Origin of the sequence: Vulcaniibacterium gelatinicum (assembly GCF_008033445.1) — a bacterium.
Classification (GTDB): Bacteria; Pseudomonadota; Gammaproteobacteria; order Xanthomonadales; family Xanthomonadaceae; genus Vulcaniibacterium_B; species Vulcaniibacterium_B gelatinicum.
This window is the reverse complement of sequence record NZ_VNKO01000015.1, coordinates 1-17264: the sequence shown is the minus strand read 5'-3', so window position 1 is coordinate 17264 and position 17264 is coordinate 1. Positions and strand designations below refer to the sequence as shown.

18 protein-coding genes are annotated in these 17264 nt (G+C 71.7%); 8 read left to right on the top strand and 10 right to left on the bottom strand.

Annotated elements, in window-relative coordinates; genetic code table 11:
* Positions 1 to 26: 26 nt before the first annotated feature.
* Together FPV26_RS09530 and FPV26_RS09525 are read left to right on the top strand one after the other, a co-directional pair.
* Positions 27 to 1217 carry a PQQ-dependent sugar dehydrogenase gene (locus FPV26_RS09530; RefSeq protein WP_147653657.1) on the top strand — a complete coding sequence of 397 codons (1191 nt, stop codon included), beginning with the start codon at positions 27 to 29 and terminating at the stop codon, positions 1215 to 1217.
* A 64-nt stretch (positions 1218 to 1281) separates the two neighbouring features.
* Entirely contained in the window at positions 1282 to 2076 is a 795-nt protein-coding gene (locus FPV26_RS09525; protein ID WP_147653656.1) for a ferredoxin--NADP reductase, read from the top strand.
* A 139-nt stretch (positions 2077 to 2215) separates the two neighbouring features.
* Here FPV26_RS09525 and FPV26_RS09520 read toward each other — a convergent pair whose 3' ends face one another.
* Together FPV26_RS09520 and FPV26_RS12935 are read right to left on the bottom strand one after the other, a co-directional pair.
* On the bottom strand, positions 2216 to 3136 hold the full coding sequence (locus FPV26_RS09520) for a dienelactone hydrolase family protein (RefSeq protein ID WP_147653655.1): 921 nt from the start codon (positions 3134 to 3136) through the stop codon (positions 2216 to 2218).
* Between the two features lie 69 nt (positions 3137 to 3205).
* Positions 3206 to 3331 carry a hypothetical protein gene (locus FPV26_RS12935; protein ID WP_281282851.1) on the bottom strand — a complete coding sequence of 42 codons (126 nt, stop codon included), beginning with the start codon at positions 3329 to 3331 and terminating at the stop codon, positions 3206 to 3208.
* A gap of 138 nt (positions 3332 to 3469) precedes the next feature.
* On the opposite strand from FPV26_RS12935, the gene FPV26_RS09515 reads away from it, so the two are divergent.
* Together FPV26_RS09515 and FPV26_RS09510 are read left to right on the top strand one after the other, a co-directional pair.
* On the top strand, positions 3470 to 4417 hold the full coding sequence (locus FPV26_RS09515) for a tetratricopeptide repeat protein (RefSeq protein WP_147653654.1): 948 nt from the start codon (positions 3470 to 3472) through the stop codon (positions 4415 to 4417).
* 265 nt (positions 4418 to 4682) lie between these two features.
* Positions 4683 to 4877: a hypothetical protein gene (locus FPV26_RS09510; RefSeq protein WP_147653653.1), complete on the top strand. Its 195-nt coding sequence runs from the start codon at positions 4683 to 4685 to the stop codon at positions 4875 to 4877.
* A 56-nt stretch (positions 4878 to 4933) separates the two neighbouring features.
* Here the strand turns inward: FPV26_RS09510 and FPV26_RS09505 are convergent, their stop codons facing one another.
* Both FPV26_RS09505 and FPV26_RS09500 read right to left on the bottom strand, forming a co-directional pair.
* On the bottom strand, positions 4934 to 5419 hold the full coding sequence (locus FPV26_RS09505; protein WP_147653652.1) for a YciI family protein: 486 nt from the start codon (positions 5417 to 5419) through the stop codon (positions 4934 to 4936).
* Positions 5420 to 5433: 14 nt separating this feature from the next.
* Positions 5434 to 6948: a M20/M25/M40 family metallo-hydrolase gene (locus FPV26_RS09500; RefSeq protein WP_147653651.1), complete on the bottom strand. Its 1515-nt coding sequence runs from the start codon at positions 6946 to 6948 to the stop codon at positions 5434 to 5436.
* Between the two features lie 147 nt (positions 6949 to 7095).
* Here FPV26_RS09500 and FPV26_RS09495 point away from each other — a divergent pair, with 147 nt between their 5' ends.
* Positions 7096 to 8217, top strand: a complete 1122-nt coding sequence (locus FPV26_RS09495; RefSeq protein WP_147653650.1) for an RMD1 family protein — start codon at positions 7096 to 7098, stop codon at positions 8215 to 8217.
* A 42-nt stretch (positions 8218 to 8259) separates the two neighbouring features.
* Here the strand turns inward: FPV26_RS09495 and FPV26_RS09490 are convergent, their stop codons facing one another.
* Together FPV26_RS09490 and FPV26_RS09485 are read right to left on the bottom strand one after the other, a co-directional pair.
* Positions 8260 to 9300: a ScyD/ScyE family protein gene (locus tag FPV26_RS09490; protein ID WP_147653649.1), complete on the bottom strand. Its 1041-nt coding sequence runs from the start codon at positions 9298 to 9300 to the stop codon at positions 8260 to 8262.
* Positions 9301 to 9345: 45 nt separating this feature from the next.
* Positions 9346 to 9858 (bottom strand): hypothetical protein, encoded by a 513-nt coding sequence (locus FPV26_RS09485; protein ID WP_147653648.1) that lies wholly within the window; start codon positions 9856 to 9858, stop codon positions 9346 to 9348.
* 138 nt (positions 9859 to 9996) lie between these two features.
* On the opposite strand from FPV26_RS09485, the gene FPV26_RS09480 reads away from it, so the two are divergent.
* Complete coding sequence (locus tag FPV26_RS09480) at positions 9997 to 11568, top strand: winged helix-turn-helix domain-containing protein (protein ID WP_147653647.1); 1572 nt, start codon at positions 9997 to 9999, stop codon at positions 11566 to 11568.
* On the opposite strand, the gene FPV26_RS09475 is transcribed toward FPV26_RS09480, so the two are convergent.
* The 3 genes from FPV26_RS09475 to FPV26_RS09465 all read right to left on the bottom strand — a co-directional run bounded on the left by FPV26_RS09475 (position 11532) and on the right by FPV26_RS09465 (position 16347).
* On the bottom strand, positions 11532 to 13664 hold the full coding sequence (locus tag FPV26_RS09475) for a M13 family metallopeptidase (RefSeq protein WP_147653646.1): 2133 nt from the start codon (positions 13662 to 13664) through the stop codon (positions 11532 to 11534). The two genes, FPV26_RS09480 and FPV26_RS09475, sit on opposite strands and share 37 nt — an antisense overlap.
* Positions 13665 to 13859: 195 nt before the next feature.
* Positions 13860 to 14780 (bottom strand): M14 family metallopeptidase, encoded by a 921-nt coding sequence (locus tag FPV26_RS09470; protein ID WP_147653645.1) that lies wholly within the window; start codon positions 14778 to 14780, stop codon positions 13860 to 13862.
* Between the two features lie 79 nt (positions 14781 to 14859).
* Complete coding sequence (locus FPV26_RS09465; RefSeq protein WP_147653644.1) at positions 14860 to 16347, bottom strand: GGDEF domain-containing protein; 1488 nt, start codon at positions 16345 to 16347, stop codon at positions 14860 to 14862.
* A gap of 139 nt (positions 16348 to 16486) precedes the next feature.
* Between FPV26_RS09465 and FPV26_RS09460 the strand changes: the two genes are divergently transcribed.
* Together FPV26_RS09460 and FPV26_RS09455 are read left to right on the top strand one after the other, a co-directional pair.
* Complete coding sequence (locus FPV26_RS09460) at positions 16487 to 16723, top strand: hypothetical protein (protein WP_147653643.1); 237 nt, start codon at positions 16487 to 16489, stop codon at positions 16721 to 16723.
* Positions 16724 to 16775: 52 nt separating this feature from the next.
* The gene (locus FPV26_RS09455) at positions 16776 to 17141 is read left to right on the top strand and encodes a hypothetical protein (RefSeq protein WP_147653642.1); all 366 of its coding nucleotides are present in this window, start codon (positions 16776 to 16778) and stop codon (positions 17139 to 17141) included.
* 3 nt (positions 17142 to 17144) lie between these two features.
* On the opposite strand, the gene FPV26_RS09450 is transcribed toward FPV26_RS09455, so the two are convergent.
* On the bottom strand, positions 17145 to 17264 hold a 120-nt coding region (locus tag FPV26_RS09450), incomplete at its 5' end, for a transposase domain-containing protein (RefSeq protein ID WP_147653641.1).

Below are 17264 nucleotides of genomic sequence, written 5' to 3'. Positions count from 1 at the left end.
GCCTTCGCCCGTCACGGAGCGCCCCCATGCCCGCCACCCTCGCCCGCACACTCCCCGCCCTGGCCCTGCTGCTGACGCTGGCCGGCTGCCAGGCGCGGCAGAACGCGACCGCCGACGCCGCACGTCCCGCGCCCGCCGCGCAGGCCACCTCGACCGCGCAGAGCGCGGCCGGCCAGGTCCGCGTCACCGAGATCGCGCGCGGCCTGGAGCACCCGTGGGCGGTGGCACTGCTGCCGGACGGCGATTTCCTGGTCACCGAGCGCCCGGGCCGGCTGCGCCGGGTCAGCGCCGACGGCGCGGTGTCCTCGCCGCTCGCGGGCGTGCCGGCGGTGTACGCCGAGGGCCAGGGCGGTCTGCTCGACGTGGTGCTGGCGCCGGATTTCGCCACCTCGCAACGCATCTACCTCAGCTATGCCGAACCCGGTCCGGACGGCACCGCCGGCACCGCGGTCGCGCGCGCCACGCTCACCGCCGACGGCCTGCGCGATCTGCAGGTGATCTACCGGCAGGAACCCAAGCTGCACGGCGACCTGCACTTCGGCTCGCGCATCGTCTTCGACGGCCAGGGCCACGTGTTCATCAGCCAGGGCGAACGCAACGACCGGCCCACCGCACAGAAGCTCGACATGCTGCAGGGCAAGCTGGTGCGCCTGCACCTGGACGGCAGCGTGCCGCAGGACAACCCCTTCGTCGGCCGCAAGGACGCGCGCCCGGAGATCTGGAGCTACGGCCACCGCAACAGCCAGTCGCTGGCGCTGGATCCGCGCACCGGCACGCTGTGGGAAGGCGAGCACGGCCCGCGCGGCGGCGACGAGCTCAACCTGCCGCAACCCGGCCGCAACTACGGCTGGCCGGTGATCACCCACGGCATCAACTACAGCGGGTTGAAGATCCCGGAGTCGGTGGGCACCAGCGCGCCGGGGATGGAGCCGCCGCACCACGTGTGGCTGAAGTCGCCGGGCCTGTCGGGCATGGCCTTCCTCACCGGACGGCCCGGCCACCCGTGGAACGACAGCCTGTTCCTGGGCGCGCTGGCCGAGCGCAACCTGATCCGGCTCACCCTCGACGGCAACCGCATCGCCGGCGAGGAACGGCTGTTGGACGAACTCGGCGAACGCATCCGCGACGTGCGCGTGGGACCCGCGGGTGAGGTGTACGTGCTCACCGACGCCGAGGACGGACGCCTGCTGCGCCTGGATCCGCCGCAGGCGCGTTGAACGCGGGCCGGCGCGCCCGCCACGCGGGTAAAATGCGCGCCGGCCTTCCCCTGCTGCACCCCCCATGTCCTCCCCCTTCGGCACCGAGACCGTGCTGGACGTCCGCCACTGGACGGACGACTACTTCAGCTTCACCACCACCCGCGACGACGGCTTCCGCTTCGAGAACGGCCAGTTCGTGATGATCGGGCTGGAGGTGGACGGCCGCCCGCTGCTGCGCGCGTATTCGATCGCGAGCGCGAACTGGGAGGAGCAACTGGAGTTCTTCAGCATCAAGGTGCCGAACGGGCCGCTGACCTCGCGCCTGCAGCACATCAGGCCGGGCGACACCGTGCTGATCGGGCGCAAGCCCACCGGCACCCTGCTGATCCACGACCTGCACCCGGGCCGCAACCTGTACCTGCTCGGCACCGGCACCGGGCTGGCGCCGTTCCTGGCGGTGATCAAGGACCCCGAAACCTACGAGCGCTTCGAGCGCGTGATCCTGTGCCACGGCGTGCGCGAGGCGAAGGACCTGGCCTACCGCGACTACATCGTCAACGAGCTGCCGCGGCACGAATACCTGGGCGAACAGATCGCGGCCAAGCTGCGCTACTACCCCGCGGTCAGCCGCGAAGCGTTCGAGTTCGAGGGCCACGACCGCCGCGGCCGCCTGACCACCCTGATGGACAGCGGGCGGATGATGGAACAACTCGGCATCGAGCCGCTCGACCCGGCGCACGACCGCGCCATGATCTGCGGCAGCCCGCAGATGCTGGCCGACTTCCGCACCCTGCTCGACACGCGCGGCTTCACCGCCGCCCCGCGCATCGGCGTGCCGGGGCAGTACGTGTTCGAGCGCGCGTTCGTGGAGAAGTGACGGCGGCGCAGCACGAGCCGGAATCCATTGCAGCAGCAACCTGGGTCACGGCTTGCGCCAGGATGACGGCTTGCCCGGACCGCCGGCCCGGAGCATCCACGCCTGTGTGTCGGGCGAGGAAGTCCTGCGTGCCGTTTGCTCAGGCTTTCCTTCGCCTGCGCTCCGCCCGCAAGGTGCGCTCGAACAACGCCAGCGTCCGCTTCCACGCCTCGCGCGCGGCGGCCTGGTCGTAGCGCGGGGTGGTGTCGTTGTGGAAGCCGTGCTGGGTGCCGGGCGGCTGGTACACGCTGTAGCGCACGCCGGCGGCGTCGAGCGCGGCGCGGTACGGCGGCCAGGTGGTGTTGACGCGGTCGTCGTTGGCGGCCAGCACCACCAGCAGTTCGGCCTTCACCTTCGCCGCCTCTTCCGGCGTGGGCGCGGGGCCGTAGAACGGCGCGGCGGCGGCCAGGTCCGGCAGCCGCGTGGCGAGGAAATGCGACATCTGCCCGCCCCAGCAGAAGCCGACCACGCCGAGGCGGCCGTTGCTTCCCTCGAGCGTGCGCGCGAACGCGGCGGCGGCAAGGAAGTCCTCGCGGGTCTTGCCCTGGTCGAGCCTGGCGAACAGGGCACGCGCCTGGTCCTCGTCGCCGGGGTAGCCGCCGAGCGGGAACAGCGCGTCCGGGGCGAAGGCGATGTACTGCTCCAGCGCCAGCCGCCGCGCCACGTCCTCGATGTGCGGGTTCAGGCCGCGGTTCTCGTGCACCACCAGCACCACCGGCAGCGGCCGCCTGGCCCGCGCCGGCCGCACCAGGTAGCCGCGTCCGGTGCCGTGCCCGGCGGGCGACGGGAACTCGACATGGCGGGCCGTCAGCCGCGTGTCGTCCGGCCGGATCTGTTGCGCCTCGGCGAAGCGCGGGCTGAGCGCCGCGAGCAGGCCCGCCGCGCCCGCGGCCCCGGCCGCGAACCGCGCCGCGGCGACGAGGAACCCGCGCCGGTCGATCTGGCCATGCACGTACTGGTCGAACAGGCGCAGCACTTCGGGGTCGAAGTCGCTGGCCGTGAGGCGGGACTTCCTGCGCATGCGCACCTCCGCGTGACCCGGCCGGACCGCAGCCGGCGGGCGCAGCATACCCAAGTCGCGCGGCGGCGCTCACCAGCGCACGGCGAAGGCCCCATCCTCTCCTTCCTCCACCCGCGCGCCACAGCGCCGGTATTCGCGGTCCAGACGCGCGCGCAGCCAGCGCCGGTCCTCGCCGCGCGCGCTCTGCGGCCGCATCCGCGCCCGCGCCGGCCGTGGCGATGCGCAGCCCGTGCAGCGTGCGCAACGTCTCCGCCAGCCCCGCCGGGCGGCGCAGGCGACGCCGCAGGTCGCCTGCGTGCGGCACAATGCCTTCCTCTCCCAGGGTGCCGCCACATGCAGGACGCCTTCGCCGAACTCGACACCGACACCCTGCACGAGCGTGCCTACGAAGCGTTCGACCACGGTCGTCTCCACGAGGCCTCGCGCCTGTTCGCCGCATTGCTGGCGCGCGCGCCGGACGAAGCCACGTACCACTACATGCGCGGACTGGCCCACAAGTACCTGCGCGACTGGCCCGTATCCCTGCAGCACAACCTGCGTGCGCTGGCCCTGCATGAAGAACCGGACGAAGCCGCGCTGTGGAACGCGGGCATCGCCGCCACCGCGCTGGGCGACTGGCCCACGGCGCGCCGCCAGTGGGCCGCCTGCGGCATCCGCCTGCCGGAAGGCGAGGGCCCCGTCGAGGGCGACTTCGGCATCGTCAGCATCCGCCTGAATCCGTGGAGCCACGGCGAGACGCTCTTCGCGCGGCGCATCGACGTGGTCCGCGCCCGCCTGCTCAACGTGCCGTTGCCCGAAAGCGGCTACCGCCACGGCGACATCGTGCTGCACGACGGCGCGCGCACCGGCGAGCGCCGCTGCGGCGACCGCACCGTCCCCGTGTTCAACGCACTCGAACGCCTGGCGCGCTCGGAGTTCCAGACCTTCACCGTCTTCCTGGCCTGCGATGCGCCGGAAGACCTCGCCTCCCTGCTCGAAGCGCGCGTCCCCGGCATCGCCGAGATCGAGGACTGGACCGACACCGTCGTCCACTACTGCCTGCGCTGCAGTTATGGCGCGCCGCACCGCCATGCGTCCGCCGCCGAAGCCGGCCGGATCGGCGCCTGGCGCGCCGAGCGCAATCTCGGCATCGCCGCCCAGGGCCGCGCTTCGGTGATGCGGCTGCTCGAGCGCTGGAAGGGCCGCGGCCGTCGTGTGGACGGCGTCGAGCTGCGTGAAGCCGACATCCCGCAGCCGGAGGATGGCCACGTCTGGTGGCGCGGCCCGGAAGACGAGGATTGACCGGGCGCGGATGACGGCTTCCGTGCGCGCCGACGGACGGTCTGCCGGAGGCCATGCGCTTCCTCACGCATGACTAACATCACCGGGCGCACGCTCACGCGACCCTGCGGTCCGTCTGCCGCAGCGGCATCCATCGGTTCCTGCATGGCAAGCGGCACCCGCGCGGCGCAGGCTGCGCCGGTGCACTGCATTCGGAGGGGAGTGCAGGCCGCGCAGCGAACGCTGCGTCGTCCTCCGTCGCTCCATCCATCGAAAAGGCCCCTCCATGAATCGTCTGCTGCAACACCTCGTTTCGCCTTTGCTGCATCAGCCGCCGCCGGCCGCCACCGACCTGCACGCCGCCCCCGCTCCCGACCGGGAAAGCTGGCCGCCGCTCCCCGCCACGCCGCAGGCCCGCCGCCGCCGCACCGATGCCGGACCATGGCGCCCGGAGGGTGCGCCGCCGCGCTGGACGCGCTGAACACGATGGTGCGGGCCGGGCCGGCGTCGCTGCCGGCACCTGCCGCATGCCACGCGCTACTGCTGTGCCGGTGTCAGCCGGGTGTGGATCTCCGGCAGCATCATCACCGCGGCCGAGCCGTACCAGGGGTGGTACTCGGCCACCATCTCGCCCTTGACGATGACCGGGTCGGTCTCGGTCAGGCGGCGGGCCTCCTCGACGTCCTCCACGGCGAACAGGAACAGGCCGCGCCAGCCGGCCGGATCCTGGGCGAAGGGGCCGGCCAGCACCAGCTTGCCCTCCTCCGACAGGCGCGTGATGTTGGCGAAATGGCCGGCGAACATCGCCTTGCGCTCCTCGCCGTCGGGCACGCGGGTGGGGCCGGTCTTGAGGACCACCAGCACGTAGCGGCGCATGCCGCGTTCGTCGGCGCCCAGACGCTGCGCCAGGGCGGCGTCGAAGGCGGGCGCGGCCGGCGGGGCCGGCTTAGCCTCCCCTGCCCGCACTGCGGCGGCAGCCAGGGCGAACAGCGGCACGGACAGGAACAAGGCAATCGGCTTCATCGGATCTTCCCCTCTCACTTCGCCAGTTCGTACAGGTATTCGACATACGACATCACCGCCTCGTCGTATCCCGCCACCGCCGGGTTGGCCGACTCGACGACGAAGTATTCGTCCGGCGCATGCGCCCCGCCGCCATGGCCAAGGCCGAAATGGCCGGACGCCAGTCGCAGCGGCGGACCGGTGAACACGAAGCCCGGATACGAGCCGGCATTGCGCGGCCACAGCAGCGGGTCCAGGCCGCGCTTGCGCAGCACCGCGAGCTGGGCCTGGATCAGGCGCGACTCCGCCGAGGTGCTGGTGGGGTCGTAGCCGCCGCTGACGTTGACCTCGATGTCGCCGAAACCGCGCTTGCGCAGGTGCTCGCGCAACGCGGCCACCGCGGCGTCGCGGGTCTGGCCCGGCACCAGGCGCAGGTCGAGTTTGGCGACGGCCTTGTGCGGTAGCACGGTCTTGCCGCCGGGGCCGGTGTAGCCGCCGACCAGGCCCTGGATGTTCACCGTCGGCTGCGACACCAGGCGTTCGTTCGCCTCGCGCCAGGGCAGGTCGTCTATCCAGCGCTGCACCCCCAGCAGCTGCTTCGCCTTGGCCTCGCTGCGGCGCGCCGTCGCCGCGGCCACCATCGCCTGCTCCTCGGCGCTGATCGGCCGCGGCGGCGGATAGCCCTCGATCGTGATGGTGTTGCCGTCGTCGGTCACCAGCGTGTCCAGGGCCTTGACCAGGTGCCAGGCCGGGCTGTCCACCATCGCCTTGAGCGAGGAATGGATGTCCCTGGCCGGGCCGCGCCCCCACTTCTCGCCGCTGGCGACCAGTTCCAGCTCGACCACGCCCTTTGCGCCCAGCGACACCGTCGCCACGCCGTCCGCGTCCTGCATCGCCGAAGGCATGAACACGCCCAGCGTCTCGCGCAGCGCCGCGGCGACCCGCGGTTCGTGCGCCAGGCGCGTGATGTTGGGCGAGCCGATCTCCTCCTCGCCCTCGGCCACCAGCACCAGGTTCACCGGCGGCTTGCGGCCCGCGGCGCGGATCGCGTGCAGCGCGGCGAGCAGCGCCGACTGCGGCCCCTTCTGGTTCACCGCACCGCGTCCGATCATCACCTTGCCCACGCCGGGCCTGTCCACCAGCCGCGCCTCCAGCGGCGGCGAGCTCCATTCGGCCGGGTCGAACTGCTTGACGTCGTACATGAAGTACAGCCCGACCGTCTTCGGCGCGCCGGCGTCGAGCCGCGCGAACACGCCCGGCTTGCCGCCGGTCTCGATGATCTCCACGGTCTGGAACCCCGCCTCGCGCGCGAGCCTGGCCATGTATTCGGCGCCCTCGCGCGAATTGAGGTTCTCGGCGGCGATGGACGGCAGCGCGATCCAGTCCTGCAGGCGCTGGACCGAGGCATCGTGCTGACGCACGACCTGCGCGCGGATCGCGGCCAGGTCGGCCTCGCTGGCGGGCGACGGCCGCGGCGCGGCCGCCAGCGCGAGCGATGCGAGCAGGCCGGCGGCCCAGGGGGTCACGGCAGAGGAACGGAGGGGCTTCATGCACGGCTCCCGACGGTTGGAGGGACGACGCGCCGATCTTAGGCGGTCTGCCGTGCGCGGAACGTCGAATCGCTCGCCCCGGGCCCCTGGCCGTGCCGCAGGCCCGGCCTGACCGCCCGTTCACGTCGCCGGGGTTCCACTGCCCGCATGCCGCCCGCCGCCCTCCATGTGCAATCCGGCGCCCTGATCGTGCACCGCCTGCTCGACGTGGCCGACGCGATGGACCTGGCGCGGGCCGAGGCGCTGTGGCTGGCGCACGCCGGCGGCCAGACCCGCCGCAGCCGGCTCGCCACCGCCGCCGCGGACGAGCTCGCGTTCGAGGTGCCGCCGGCCCTGCTGGTGCTGCCGGCGCAGACCATCGAACTCGACGGCCGCGCCACGCCCGCCGAACTCACCGCGCGCCTGTACGACTTCGGCGCGGTCGCGCTCGCGTTGCGCGTGGAGGCGGCCGACCTGCCCTGGGACGCGTTCGTTGAGCGCTGCAACGCGCTCGACCGCGCCACCGGCGGAAGTGCCGCCGCCGCGTTGTGGCGGCAGGCCCTGCGCGGGGTGCTGGACGTGATCGGCCCGGCCCTGCGCCGCCCTTCCGCGCAGCAGCTGGAGGAGGACTACCTGTTCGCCATCGTGCACCGCTTCGCCGAGCCGCTGACCGCCGCCGAAGTCCGCGCCCGCACCGACCTGGCCGTGCTGCTCTCGGGCGAACAGCGGCCGCTCTCGCCGCAGGAAACCGCCGAACTCACGGCGCAATCGTTCTCCTATTTCGTGGACGACCTGGCCGTGGTCGCCTGGAACCGCGCCTTCATCTACGAGCCGCGCGGCGATTCCGACGTGATCGACATCATCGAGATCGCCAACGCCCAGCTGCTGGAGATGCGCTACTACGACGCGCTGCTCGACGCCGAGCTGTCCACCATGTACGACCTCGTCGCCAGCGCCCGCGGCGGGCTGACGCTGCTCGCCTCGCGCCGCACCGTACGCCTGGCCCGCCGCCTGTACGGCGTGGTGGCGGAAGTGACCGAACTGACCGGGAAGGTGGAGAACTCGCTGCAGGTCACCGAGGACGTGTACCTGGCCCGCGTGTACGCCGCCACCCTCGAGCTGTTCCGCGTGCCGAGGATCAGCGCCGCCGTGGACCGCAAGCTCGCCATCATCCGCGACACCTACACCGCCCTGTACGAGGAAGCCTCGAGCCGCCGCATGGAGCTGCTGGAACTGGCGATCGTGCTGCTGATCGTGTTCGAGATCGTGCTGGCATGGGCGGGAGGGTGAGCGGCGCGCCGAGGCGCAGCGCAGCCGCCCACCGCTGCCGCGCTACGGCACGATCCGCAGCACCTCCCCGGTGAGGATCGAGGTGCCGCGATTGGAGACGTACAGCGCGCCGTCCGGCCCGACCAGCAACGACGTGGGCTGGCTCAGGCCGCCCAGCACGACCGAGCGGCTGCCGTCCGGCGCCACCTGCACGATCCGCCCCGGCCCCGCGAAGAACATCGGCCCGCTCGCGTGCTCCAGCACGTACAGGCTGCCGTCGGGGCCGAAGTCGAGGTCGATGATGGTCTTGAATCCGTCCGCGTACACGCTCGGCGCCTCGCCCTCCACCACCCGGTACACGCGCGCCGCCCCCTGCGCGAACGGCACGCCGGTCAGCTCGCCGACGTAGTACGCGCCGTCCGGGCCGCGCACCACCGCCGTGGGCACCGAATCGGTGGAACGCGCGGGGCGTGAAGGAAACATGGCGAACGTGGACACGGTGCCGTTGGCCGCCACCCTCAGCAGCGCGTTGGCGCCCGCGTCGGCAACGATCACCGCCCCCGGTTCGGCGAGTGCGCCATAGGGGTTGGAGTCCACCGGACCGCCCGCGGGATTCGCCGCGCTTTCATGCGCGGACACGTCGGCCACGACCCGCCATTGGCCGCCCGCCGAAACCTGCACGACGGTGCCGAACAGCTGGCCGACCTCGCCAAACCCCGCGCGCAGCGCCGGATCGCTACCGAAGCCGACGGTCACGTAGGCCGTGCCGCGACCGATGAACGAGACGTCGTGCGGGCCGGTCGTTTCGAGCACGGCGGCATCCGCGTAGGACGGCAGACCGGCCGCGACACGCTCCTGCCGGCCCCGCCACAGCCGTGTCAGCGCACCGGTGGGGCCGTAGCAGCGCGGCTGGCCCCGCAGGATCGCACACGGCCCCGTGCCGCCGCGGCCAGCCTCGACCACGTACAGCGCGCCTTCCGGGCCGAAGGCCAGGCCGCGCGGGTTGTCCAGGCCGCTCATCACCGTGGTGACGGACGGGGCGGCGAACGCGGCCGGCATCGCCAGGGCCAGGCCGCAGAGTGTCAGCAAACTTGCACGTTTCATGGAATCCTCCAGTGGCCGATTCCATCGCCGGCCCGTGAGATGCGATCAGTACAGGCGCACCGCCACCTCTTCGCCGCAGACGTCGAAGGCCTTGCTGTGGGTGCCCGTGTTCGGGTCGTACACCCAGCGTTCCGAGCGCACGGGATTGGCGGCCGTGGCTCCGTCGGCAGACAGGACGAACTCGATCGGCCCGACCTTCTGGTAGCCGATGTAGACGCCGCTGTTGAACCAGGCGAACCGGAACTGCTTGGTGTAGCGGCCAGTGCGCGGGTCGTAGCTCCAGGTGCCCAGCCCCGGCCCGGAAGCCGCCGGGTTGTCCAGGCCGACCATGGTCAGGGTGCCGCCGGCGTTGAACACCAGCATGCCGTTGATGGGAAAGCGCACCGCGGGGTTGGCGCAGGGCCCCGCGAGCCCTTGCACATGCCAGACGCCGACGATCCGGTTGGCCGGCACCCGCAAGGCGCCGGCGGTGGAAGGATCCGCAGCCGAGGCCGACGGACCGGCCGCCAGGGCCAGCAGCAGGCCAGCGGTGAAGGTGCGGGCAAGGACGATGTTCATGGCGCAACTCCCGGAAGATGGAGATCGAGGGACAGCAGGTGACGCCACAGGACGCCGCCCGTCGTCACCTTCAGCCGGCGATGGCCGAAAAGTCCTTCGGATTCCGCTGAAAGGTTCTGAAACGTTCTGAATCCCGCCGTGGACGCCCTCGCGCCCTCCGTTTACGCCTTCGCTGGGTTCCGGCTCGATCCGCGCACGCGGCTGCTGTACGGGCCGGACGGCGCCCCGGTGCACCTCGGCGGCAAGGCGGTCGAGGTGCTGCTATACCTGGTCGAGCACGCCGATCGCGTGGTCGGCAAGGACGAGTTGCTGGAGCAGGTGTGGGCTGGACGCGTGGTCGAGGAGAACACCCTGACCCAGGCGGTGTCGGCCTTGCGCAAGGCGCTGGGCACCGGCGCGGGCGACCACCGCTTCATCCTGACCGTGCCGGGACGGGGCTACCGCTTCGTCGCGGCGCTGGAATCTCCGCAGGCCGCCGCAGCGGGGCCTCCCACCTGGCCGACGCCCCGGCTGCCGCCCCCGCCCCGCTGGCGGCGCGCAGTACTGGCGGCGCTGATGGCGGTGGTGCCGCTGCTGCTGGTCGCTTCGCGGCCAAAGCCCCCTCTGCCTGCCGCGCTCACACCCCGAACCGTCGCCGCCCCGCGCAACACGTGCGACGGCGGGAACACCCCAGCAGCGCGCGCCTACCTCGAAGGTCGCTACCTGATGGGCCGCCTCCACACACGGCGCTACCCCTTGGCCTTCGCCGCACTGGACCGCGCCATTCGCCTGGATCCGAGCTGCGCCCGCGCCTGGGCCGCGCTGGCCACGCTGCACGTGTCGCAGGCGTTGGGCGCCGATGCCGAGCCGCGCGTGGCCTTCCCGCGCGCCCGGCTGGCCGTCGGGCGGGCCCTGGTGCTCGATCCGGATCTGGCCGAGGCGTGGGTCGCGAAAGGCCAGATCGAGGCCTGGTTCGACTGGAACTGGACCCTGGCGCGAGCGTCCTTCGAGCGCGCGCTCGCGCTCGACCCCAACTCCCCGGAAGCACACCGGGCTTATGCGCTAGCGATCGCGATACAGGATCCGGGCAGCCCCGAATGGATGCAGCACAACCGGCGCGCGCACGAACTCGACCCGTTGGCCCCGGCGCCCATGCTCACCCTGGCCAACAGCCTGGCCGAGAGCGACCCGAAGGCCGCCGACGCCCTGATCGCACGCGTGCTGGAGCTGGAGCCGGACTACTGGCACGCATACTACGACCGTGCCGGGTACACCCTGAGCCGGGGGCGCCCGCGCGATGCGATCCCTGACCTGCTGCGTGCCGTCGAGTACTCCCATGGCCACGCCTGGACCGTGGCCGAGCTCGCCAAGGTCTATCTTGCCATCGGCGAGCGCGAGCGCGCCGTGGCATTGCTGCGGGAACTGGAAGCCCGCGACCGCACCGGCTACGTGCCTGCGACCGCGCTGGCCCGCATCCACGCCGCGTTGGGCGACACCGAACGCGCCATGGACGCGCTCGAACGCGCCTACGAGGAACGCGACCCGCGCATCGCGTACTTCACCCTCTCACGCAGCTTCGCCAGCCTGCACTCGCACCCGCGCTTCCGGGCGCTGGCGGCGCGGCTGGCCAGGGAGACCTCCCTCGGGGCATCGCCCGCGGAGGCGGCGCCGGCCACCACGCCGAAGGCCGGCGATCACCAGATCCGCACACGCTCCTCCGGCGGCAAGTAAAGCGGATCGCCCGGCTGGATGCCGAACGCGGCGTACCAGGCGTCCATGTTGCGCAGCGGCGCGAACGCGCGGATCTGGCCCGGCGAATGCGGGCCGTTGACGAGCTGCTGGCGCAGCGCGTCGTCGCGCCACAGAGTGCGCCACACCTGCGCCCAGCCCATGAAGAAGCGCTGCTCGCCGGTGAAGCCGTCAATCACCGGCGCCGGCTTGCCGCCGAGCGAGCGGCGGTACGCCTCCAGCGCGATGGTCAGCCCGCCGAGGTCGCCGATGTTCTCGCCCATCGAGACGCGGCCGTTGATGCGCATGCCCGGCAGCTGCGGGAACTCGTAGCTCTCGTACTGCGCGCCCAGCTTCGCCGCCTGCGCCTCGAACCTGGCCGCGTCCTCCGCGGCCCACCAGTCGCGCAGCAGGCCGTTGCCGTCCGACTTGCGGCCCTGGTCGTCGAAACCGTGGATGATCTCGTGGCCGATCACACCGCCGATCGCACCGTAGTTCACCGCCGGATCCGCGTCCGGGTCGAAGAACGGCGGCTGCAGGATCGCGGCCGGGAACACGATCTCGTTCTTCACCGGGTTGTAGTAGGCATTCACCGTCTGCGGCGTCATGCCCCACTCGCCCTTGTCCACCGGCTGGCCGATGCGCGCGCGGCGGTAGTCCCACTCGAACGCGCGGGCGCGCGCCGCATTGCCGAACAGGTCGCCGTTGACCACCTGCAGACCGCCGTAGTCGCGCCACTGCTCCGGATGGCCGATCTTCAGGCCGAAGTTCTGCAGCTTGGCCAGCGCTTCGGCCTTGGTGGCCGGGCTCATCCAGTCCAGCTTCTCCAGCCGCGCGCCCATCGCCGCCTTCACGTTGGCCACCAGCGCATCCATCTTCGCCTTCGCATCCGGCGGGTAGTACAGCTTCACGTAGTCGCGGCCGACGGCCTCGCCCATCGCTGCCTCCACGAACGCCACGCCGCGCTTCCAGCGCTCGCGCTGCTGCGGCTGGCCGTTGAGGAACTTGCTGCGGAACTCGAACTCGGCGTCCACGAACGCCTTCGACAGCAGCGGCGCAGCATCGTCGGTGGTGTGGAACGCCAGCCACGCCTTGAGCGTGTCGAGGTCGGTCTCGGCGAAGATCTTCGCCATCTTCGGGAACGCGGTGTTCTGGCGCAGCACCACGCGCTGCGCCTGGCCCACGCCGGCGGCCTCGAAGAACGCCGCCCACGGGAACCCCGGCGCGTAGGCGTCCATCTCCGCCAGCGCCACCGGGTTGTAGGTCTTGTCGCGGTTGCGGCTTTCGGCGCGGGTCCAGTGCACCTCGGCGATCTTCGTCTCCATCGCCATGATCGCGGCGGCACGCCGCTGCGGCTCGTCCCAGCCGGCCAGCTGCAGCATCTGCGCCACGTAGGCCACGTAGCGCTCGCGCTGCGGCGCGAACTTCTCGTCCAGGTACATCTGCCGGTCGCCCAGGCCCAGGCCGGACTGGCTCAGGTACAGCGTGTAGCGCTCGGGATCCTTCTGGTCGTCGGACACGTTCGGGGCGAAGAAGCTGCCGCCGAAACCGCTGTTGCGGCGGCCCATCAGCACCGCGATGTCGGCCTTGCTCTTCGCCCCGCGGATGGCGGCCAGGTAGGGCTGCAGCGGCTTGTCGCCCAGCGCCTCCACCGCCGCCTCGTCCATGAAGCCGCGGTACAGCGCGGCGATCCTGGCGGCATCCCCGCCGGTGGCCGGATCGCCCAGCGGATAGCTTTCGACCAGCTGGCGCACGCGCGCCTCGGACAGATCGCGCAGCGCCGCGAACGCCCCGTACATGGAACGGTCGGCCGGGATCTGCGTCGTCTTCGCCCACGCCCCGTTGACGTAGCCGAAGAAATCCGCGCCCGGCGAGACGCTGCGGTCCATGCCCGCCAGGTCCACGCCCCACGCGCCCATGCGCCGGGAGGCGACGCTGGCGGCGGCCCCGCTGCCGGTCGAATCGGCGTCCGCCTCGAACAGCGCCACCATGTCGCAGGTGGCATCGAGGCACTCGGCCCCGGCCGCATCGTGCGCGGCCGCAGGCGCGGCAAGGGCGATCGCCGCGAGCACCGCGGCGCTGAGCAGGGTCTTCTTCAAGGCAGGCCTCCAGTCGTATTCAGCGACACCGGCGCCGTCATGGCGGCGATGCTTCCCCCAGGGAGCTCCCTTTCTATCCCGCCCCAGACACCACGGCCTGTGCCATGGGTTGGGGCGGAACGTGCATCCATCCCATTCAGGTCGTGCGCCGCCTCCCGCGCATCACGCGGGTGTTCGCCACCGGCGTCTCCGCCGCTACCCCTGCGCCAGGGCGTAATCCAGCGCCGCGCACACGGCCGCCGCCTGCGCCGCGTCGCACTGCTCGGGCGTGGCGCGCGGGCTGTCGGGATAGACCTCGGTAGTGGTGCGGAAGCGCGCATCGGTGATGCCGGCGCACAGACCAAGCTCGCGCAGCGGGTAGCGGATGACGCCAGGCGCGACGACGGGCGAACCGATGATCAGGCCGTTCGCATCGGCCGGGGCGATATGGGTGACCTCCGCCACCGCGGCGACGATCGCCTGCTGGAATTCCGGCTGCGGGTTTTCGGTGTCGTCCACCACGTAGAAGCCATCGGGGATCCCGTGCGGCTCGAACGGCTTGCCGTCCCGCGCCGCCAATGCCGGCCGGAACTCGCTCTCGTCCGAGTCGGTGGTCTCGTGCAGGTCCACGTGCACCAGGAAGCGCTCGCGCAGCGGCGCCACCAGCCGCATCAGCGCCGCCGACTCCTGCGCCGGGCTGTCCTCGCGGAACGAACGGTTCGGATCCACCGCGTGCGGATTCCAGCGGTGGATGCGCTCGTACGCCCACGGGCTGACGCATGGCGCCACCAGCACGTTGATCCGCCCGGCGTAGTCGTCCAGGTGCCGCTCGACGAACCGCAACGCCCCGTGCACGCCACTGGTCTCGTACCCGTGCACCCCACCCGTCACCAGCGCACAGGGCAGCGCCGCGTCCCAGCCGCGGTTCCTGATGGCGAACAGCGGATAGGTCTCGGGCGGATAGTCCAGCCGGCCGTACTGCACCACGTCGAAACGCGGGCGCAGGCGCTCGATGACGCTCAGCACCTCATCGGCATAGGAGCGCTTGCGGGTCTGGCGGGCGAGCCATTCGGCCTTCTCGGCCGCGCCCCAGGGCTGGCCGGGAATGCCGATCGGGTACACGGTGGGGATCTGCATGGGCAATGGTCGAGGACGGAAAGGACGCGGAAGCTGCAAATGTACCCTGCCTCCGTCTCCCGATCCGGGCGCACTGCCGTCAAAGAACGACCCCCGTGACGCCGGCCGGGCTCGCCATCCCGGCATCGCGCGACAGCCGCTTGTCCTCGTACATCGCCTGGTCGGCCGCGCGCAGCAGCTCCGAGACGGTGTCGGCCGCGGAGCCGCCGACGGCCCGGCCGAAGCTGGCGCTGACCACTCCGACGGGCGCATCGAAGGGCGTCGCCCGCAGGGCCGCGCGCATGCGCTCGATCACCGTGTCGGCCACGGCCGCGTCCGCGTCGGGCAGGAACACCGCGAACTCGTCCCCGCTCAGGCGCCCCAGCAGGTCGCCGGGACGCACCGACGTGGCGCAGCGTGCCGCCAGCTCCGCGAGCACCGCATCGCCCACCGCATGGCCGTGGGTGTCGTTGATCGCCTTGAGCCCGTTGAGGTCGAAGAGGATCACCGCCGCCTGCCTCCCCTCCGCCTTCGCACGCCCGAACTCCTGCGCGGCACGATCCTCGAAGTAGGCGCGCGTCATCACCCGCGTGAGCCGGTCGCGGGTGACCTGCTCGCGCAGCCGCTCGTTGCTCGCGTACAGCGCGGGCACGGCCAGGCCGAAATAGGTGTTGACCGCAAGCCCGATCGCCGCGAACTGCAGCGCCACCGCGTCCATGGCGGCACCGAACAGCGCCCCGCCGCCCACCGTGATCAGACTGAACAACGCCACCCCCTGCAGCGCGGCGGTGCGGTTCTCGCTGTGCACCACCCACAGCTGCAGCACCAGCGGCACCACCAGCAGCGCCAGCAGCAGGCTCCGTTCCTGGAGCGCATGCGCCGCCGCGAGCATCGCCACGGTGATCCCCGCCATGGCCGCGAGCTTCAGCATGGCCGAACGCGAGGCCGGCACCGGATCGCCCTGGAACGGACTGAAGCGCGCGGCCCCGTGCGCCCCGGCCGCACCCACCACCCGCACGAGCCAGCGGATGAACAACGGCCCCAGCGTGAGCAGCGCGACGAAATCGCCCATCCACCAGGCGGCCATCAGGCGCCCCGGCGTGTCGGTCTCGATCAACCCCGTCGCCGACAGCGCCAGCGCCCCGCCGGACGCCGCCAGCGCCGAGCCCGCCATGCCCAACAGGATGAAGCGCGAAACCGTGCCCAAGGTGACCTCGTTCGGCCGGCGGGCGTGGTGCCGACGCAACAGCATCGCCGGCACGCCATAGGCGGTGCCGTGGACCAGGGCGAACGCAAGGCTCGAAGCCACCAGCACGCCGGGCCGCACGCCGCCGGCGTACTGCCACTCGGTCAGGAACGTGGCCACCGCGCACGCGAACACGATCGCCGGCCACGCCCGCGCCCCCACCACGAGCAGCGCAGCGAAGGTCACCGCCGCCGGCGGGAACCACAGGCTGGCGTGCGGCGCGTGCTCCAGCACCCGCGCCAGCAGGAAGGTCCCGAGCCACAAGGCCAGGATCACCCCCTGGACCAACGCCCCGGACGCGAGCCGCCCGCCCGCCGATGTCCCCCACCTGCCACTCGCCATCGCCCCCTCCGGATGTGCCGGTGCAGCCCGCCCATCCGTTGGTGGCCCCCCTTGGTCAAAGAGTAACCGTACCGGGGAGGCCGCAGGGCCGGCAGGCAAGCCTGACGGACGGGCGGTGTGCCGGGAGGTCACCTTCAACGTGGTCGATGACTTCAATCACGAGGCGCTGCACAAGGAGATCCCGGACCGGCATCGCTTCGCCCGCATCAACGACGTGCGGGAGGCGGCCTGTCAGCCCATGCCATGGCTGGGCGGCGCGCATGCCATGCCCCATTCAGGCCATGCGCCAAGGGGGCGCCGATCGCCGCGCGCACGGCTGCACCAGCACCTCGACCCGACCATGTCCGGTGGCTGGATCGGAGGGCGTTCGCGGTGATTGACGAGCGCCGCCAGGGGAGCGCACGTCTCTTCACACAGAGGGTATCCCCATGAAAACACACGCATTCGTTGCCTCCGCCGTCACCGCCGCGCTGCTCCTTGCCTACCCCCACGCCCAGGCTGGCGAGCAATCCCGGGGCAATGCGGATCTGAACCAATTGCGACTTGCCACGGCACCGTTCCACGTGCTCGAACGGGCCATCGAGGCCGGCTGGACCGAAGACCTCACCGGCTGCCTCGCCTTGCCGGGCATGGGCGGGATGGGGCATCACTACGTGAACTGGAACATCTTCTTCGACGGCAACGTTGATCCGCTCCAGCCCGAACTGCTGGTTTACGTCCCCACCCCACATGGACTCCAGCTGGGCGCGGTCGAATATCTGGTGTTCGATTCCGCCCTGCAGGGTCCGGTGTAAGCGTCAGCCGACCGCACCTTGTCGCACATCGTTGCGCTGTGGCAAGGGCAACAGCGTGTCGAGATCGCGGTCGAGCGTGGTCGGCAGGCGCGTGAGCACGTCGGTCAGCCAGGCGTGCGGGTC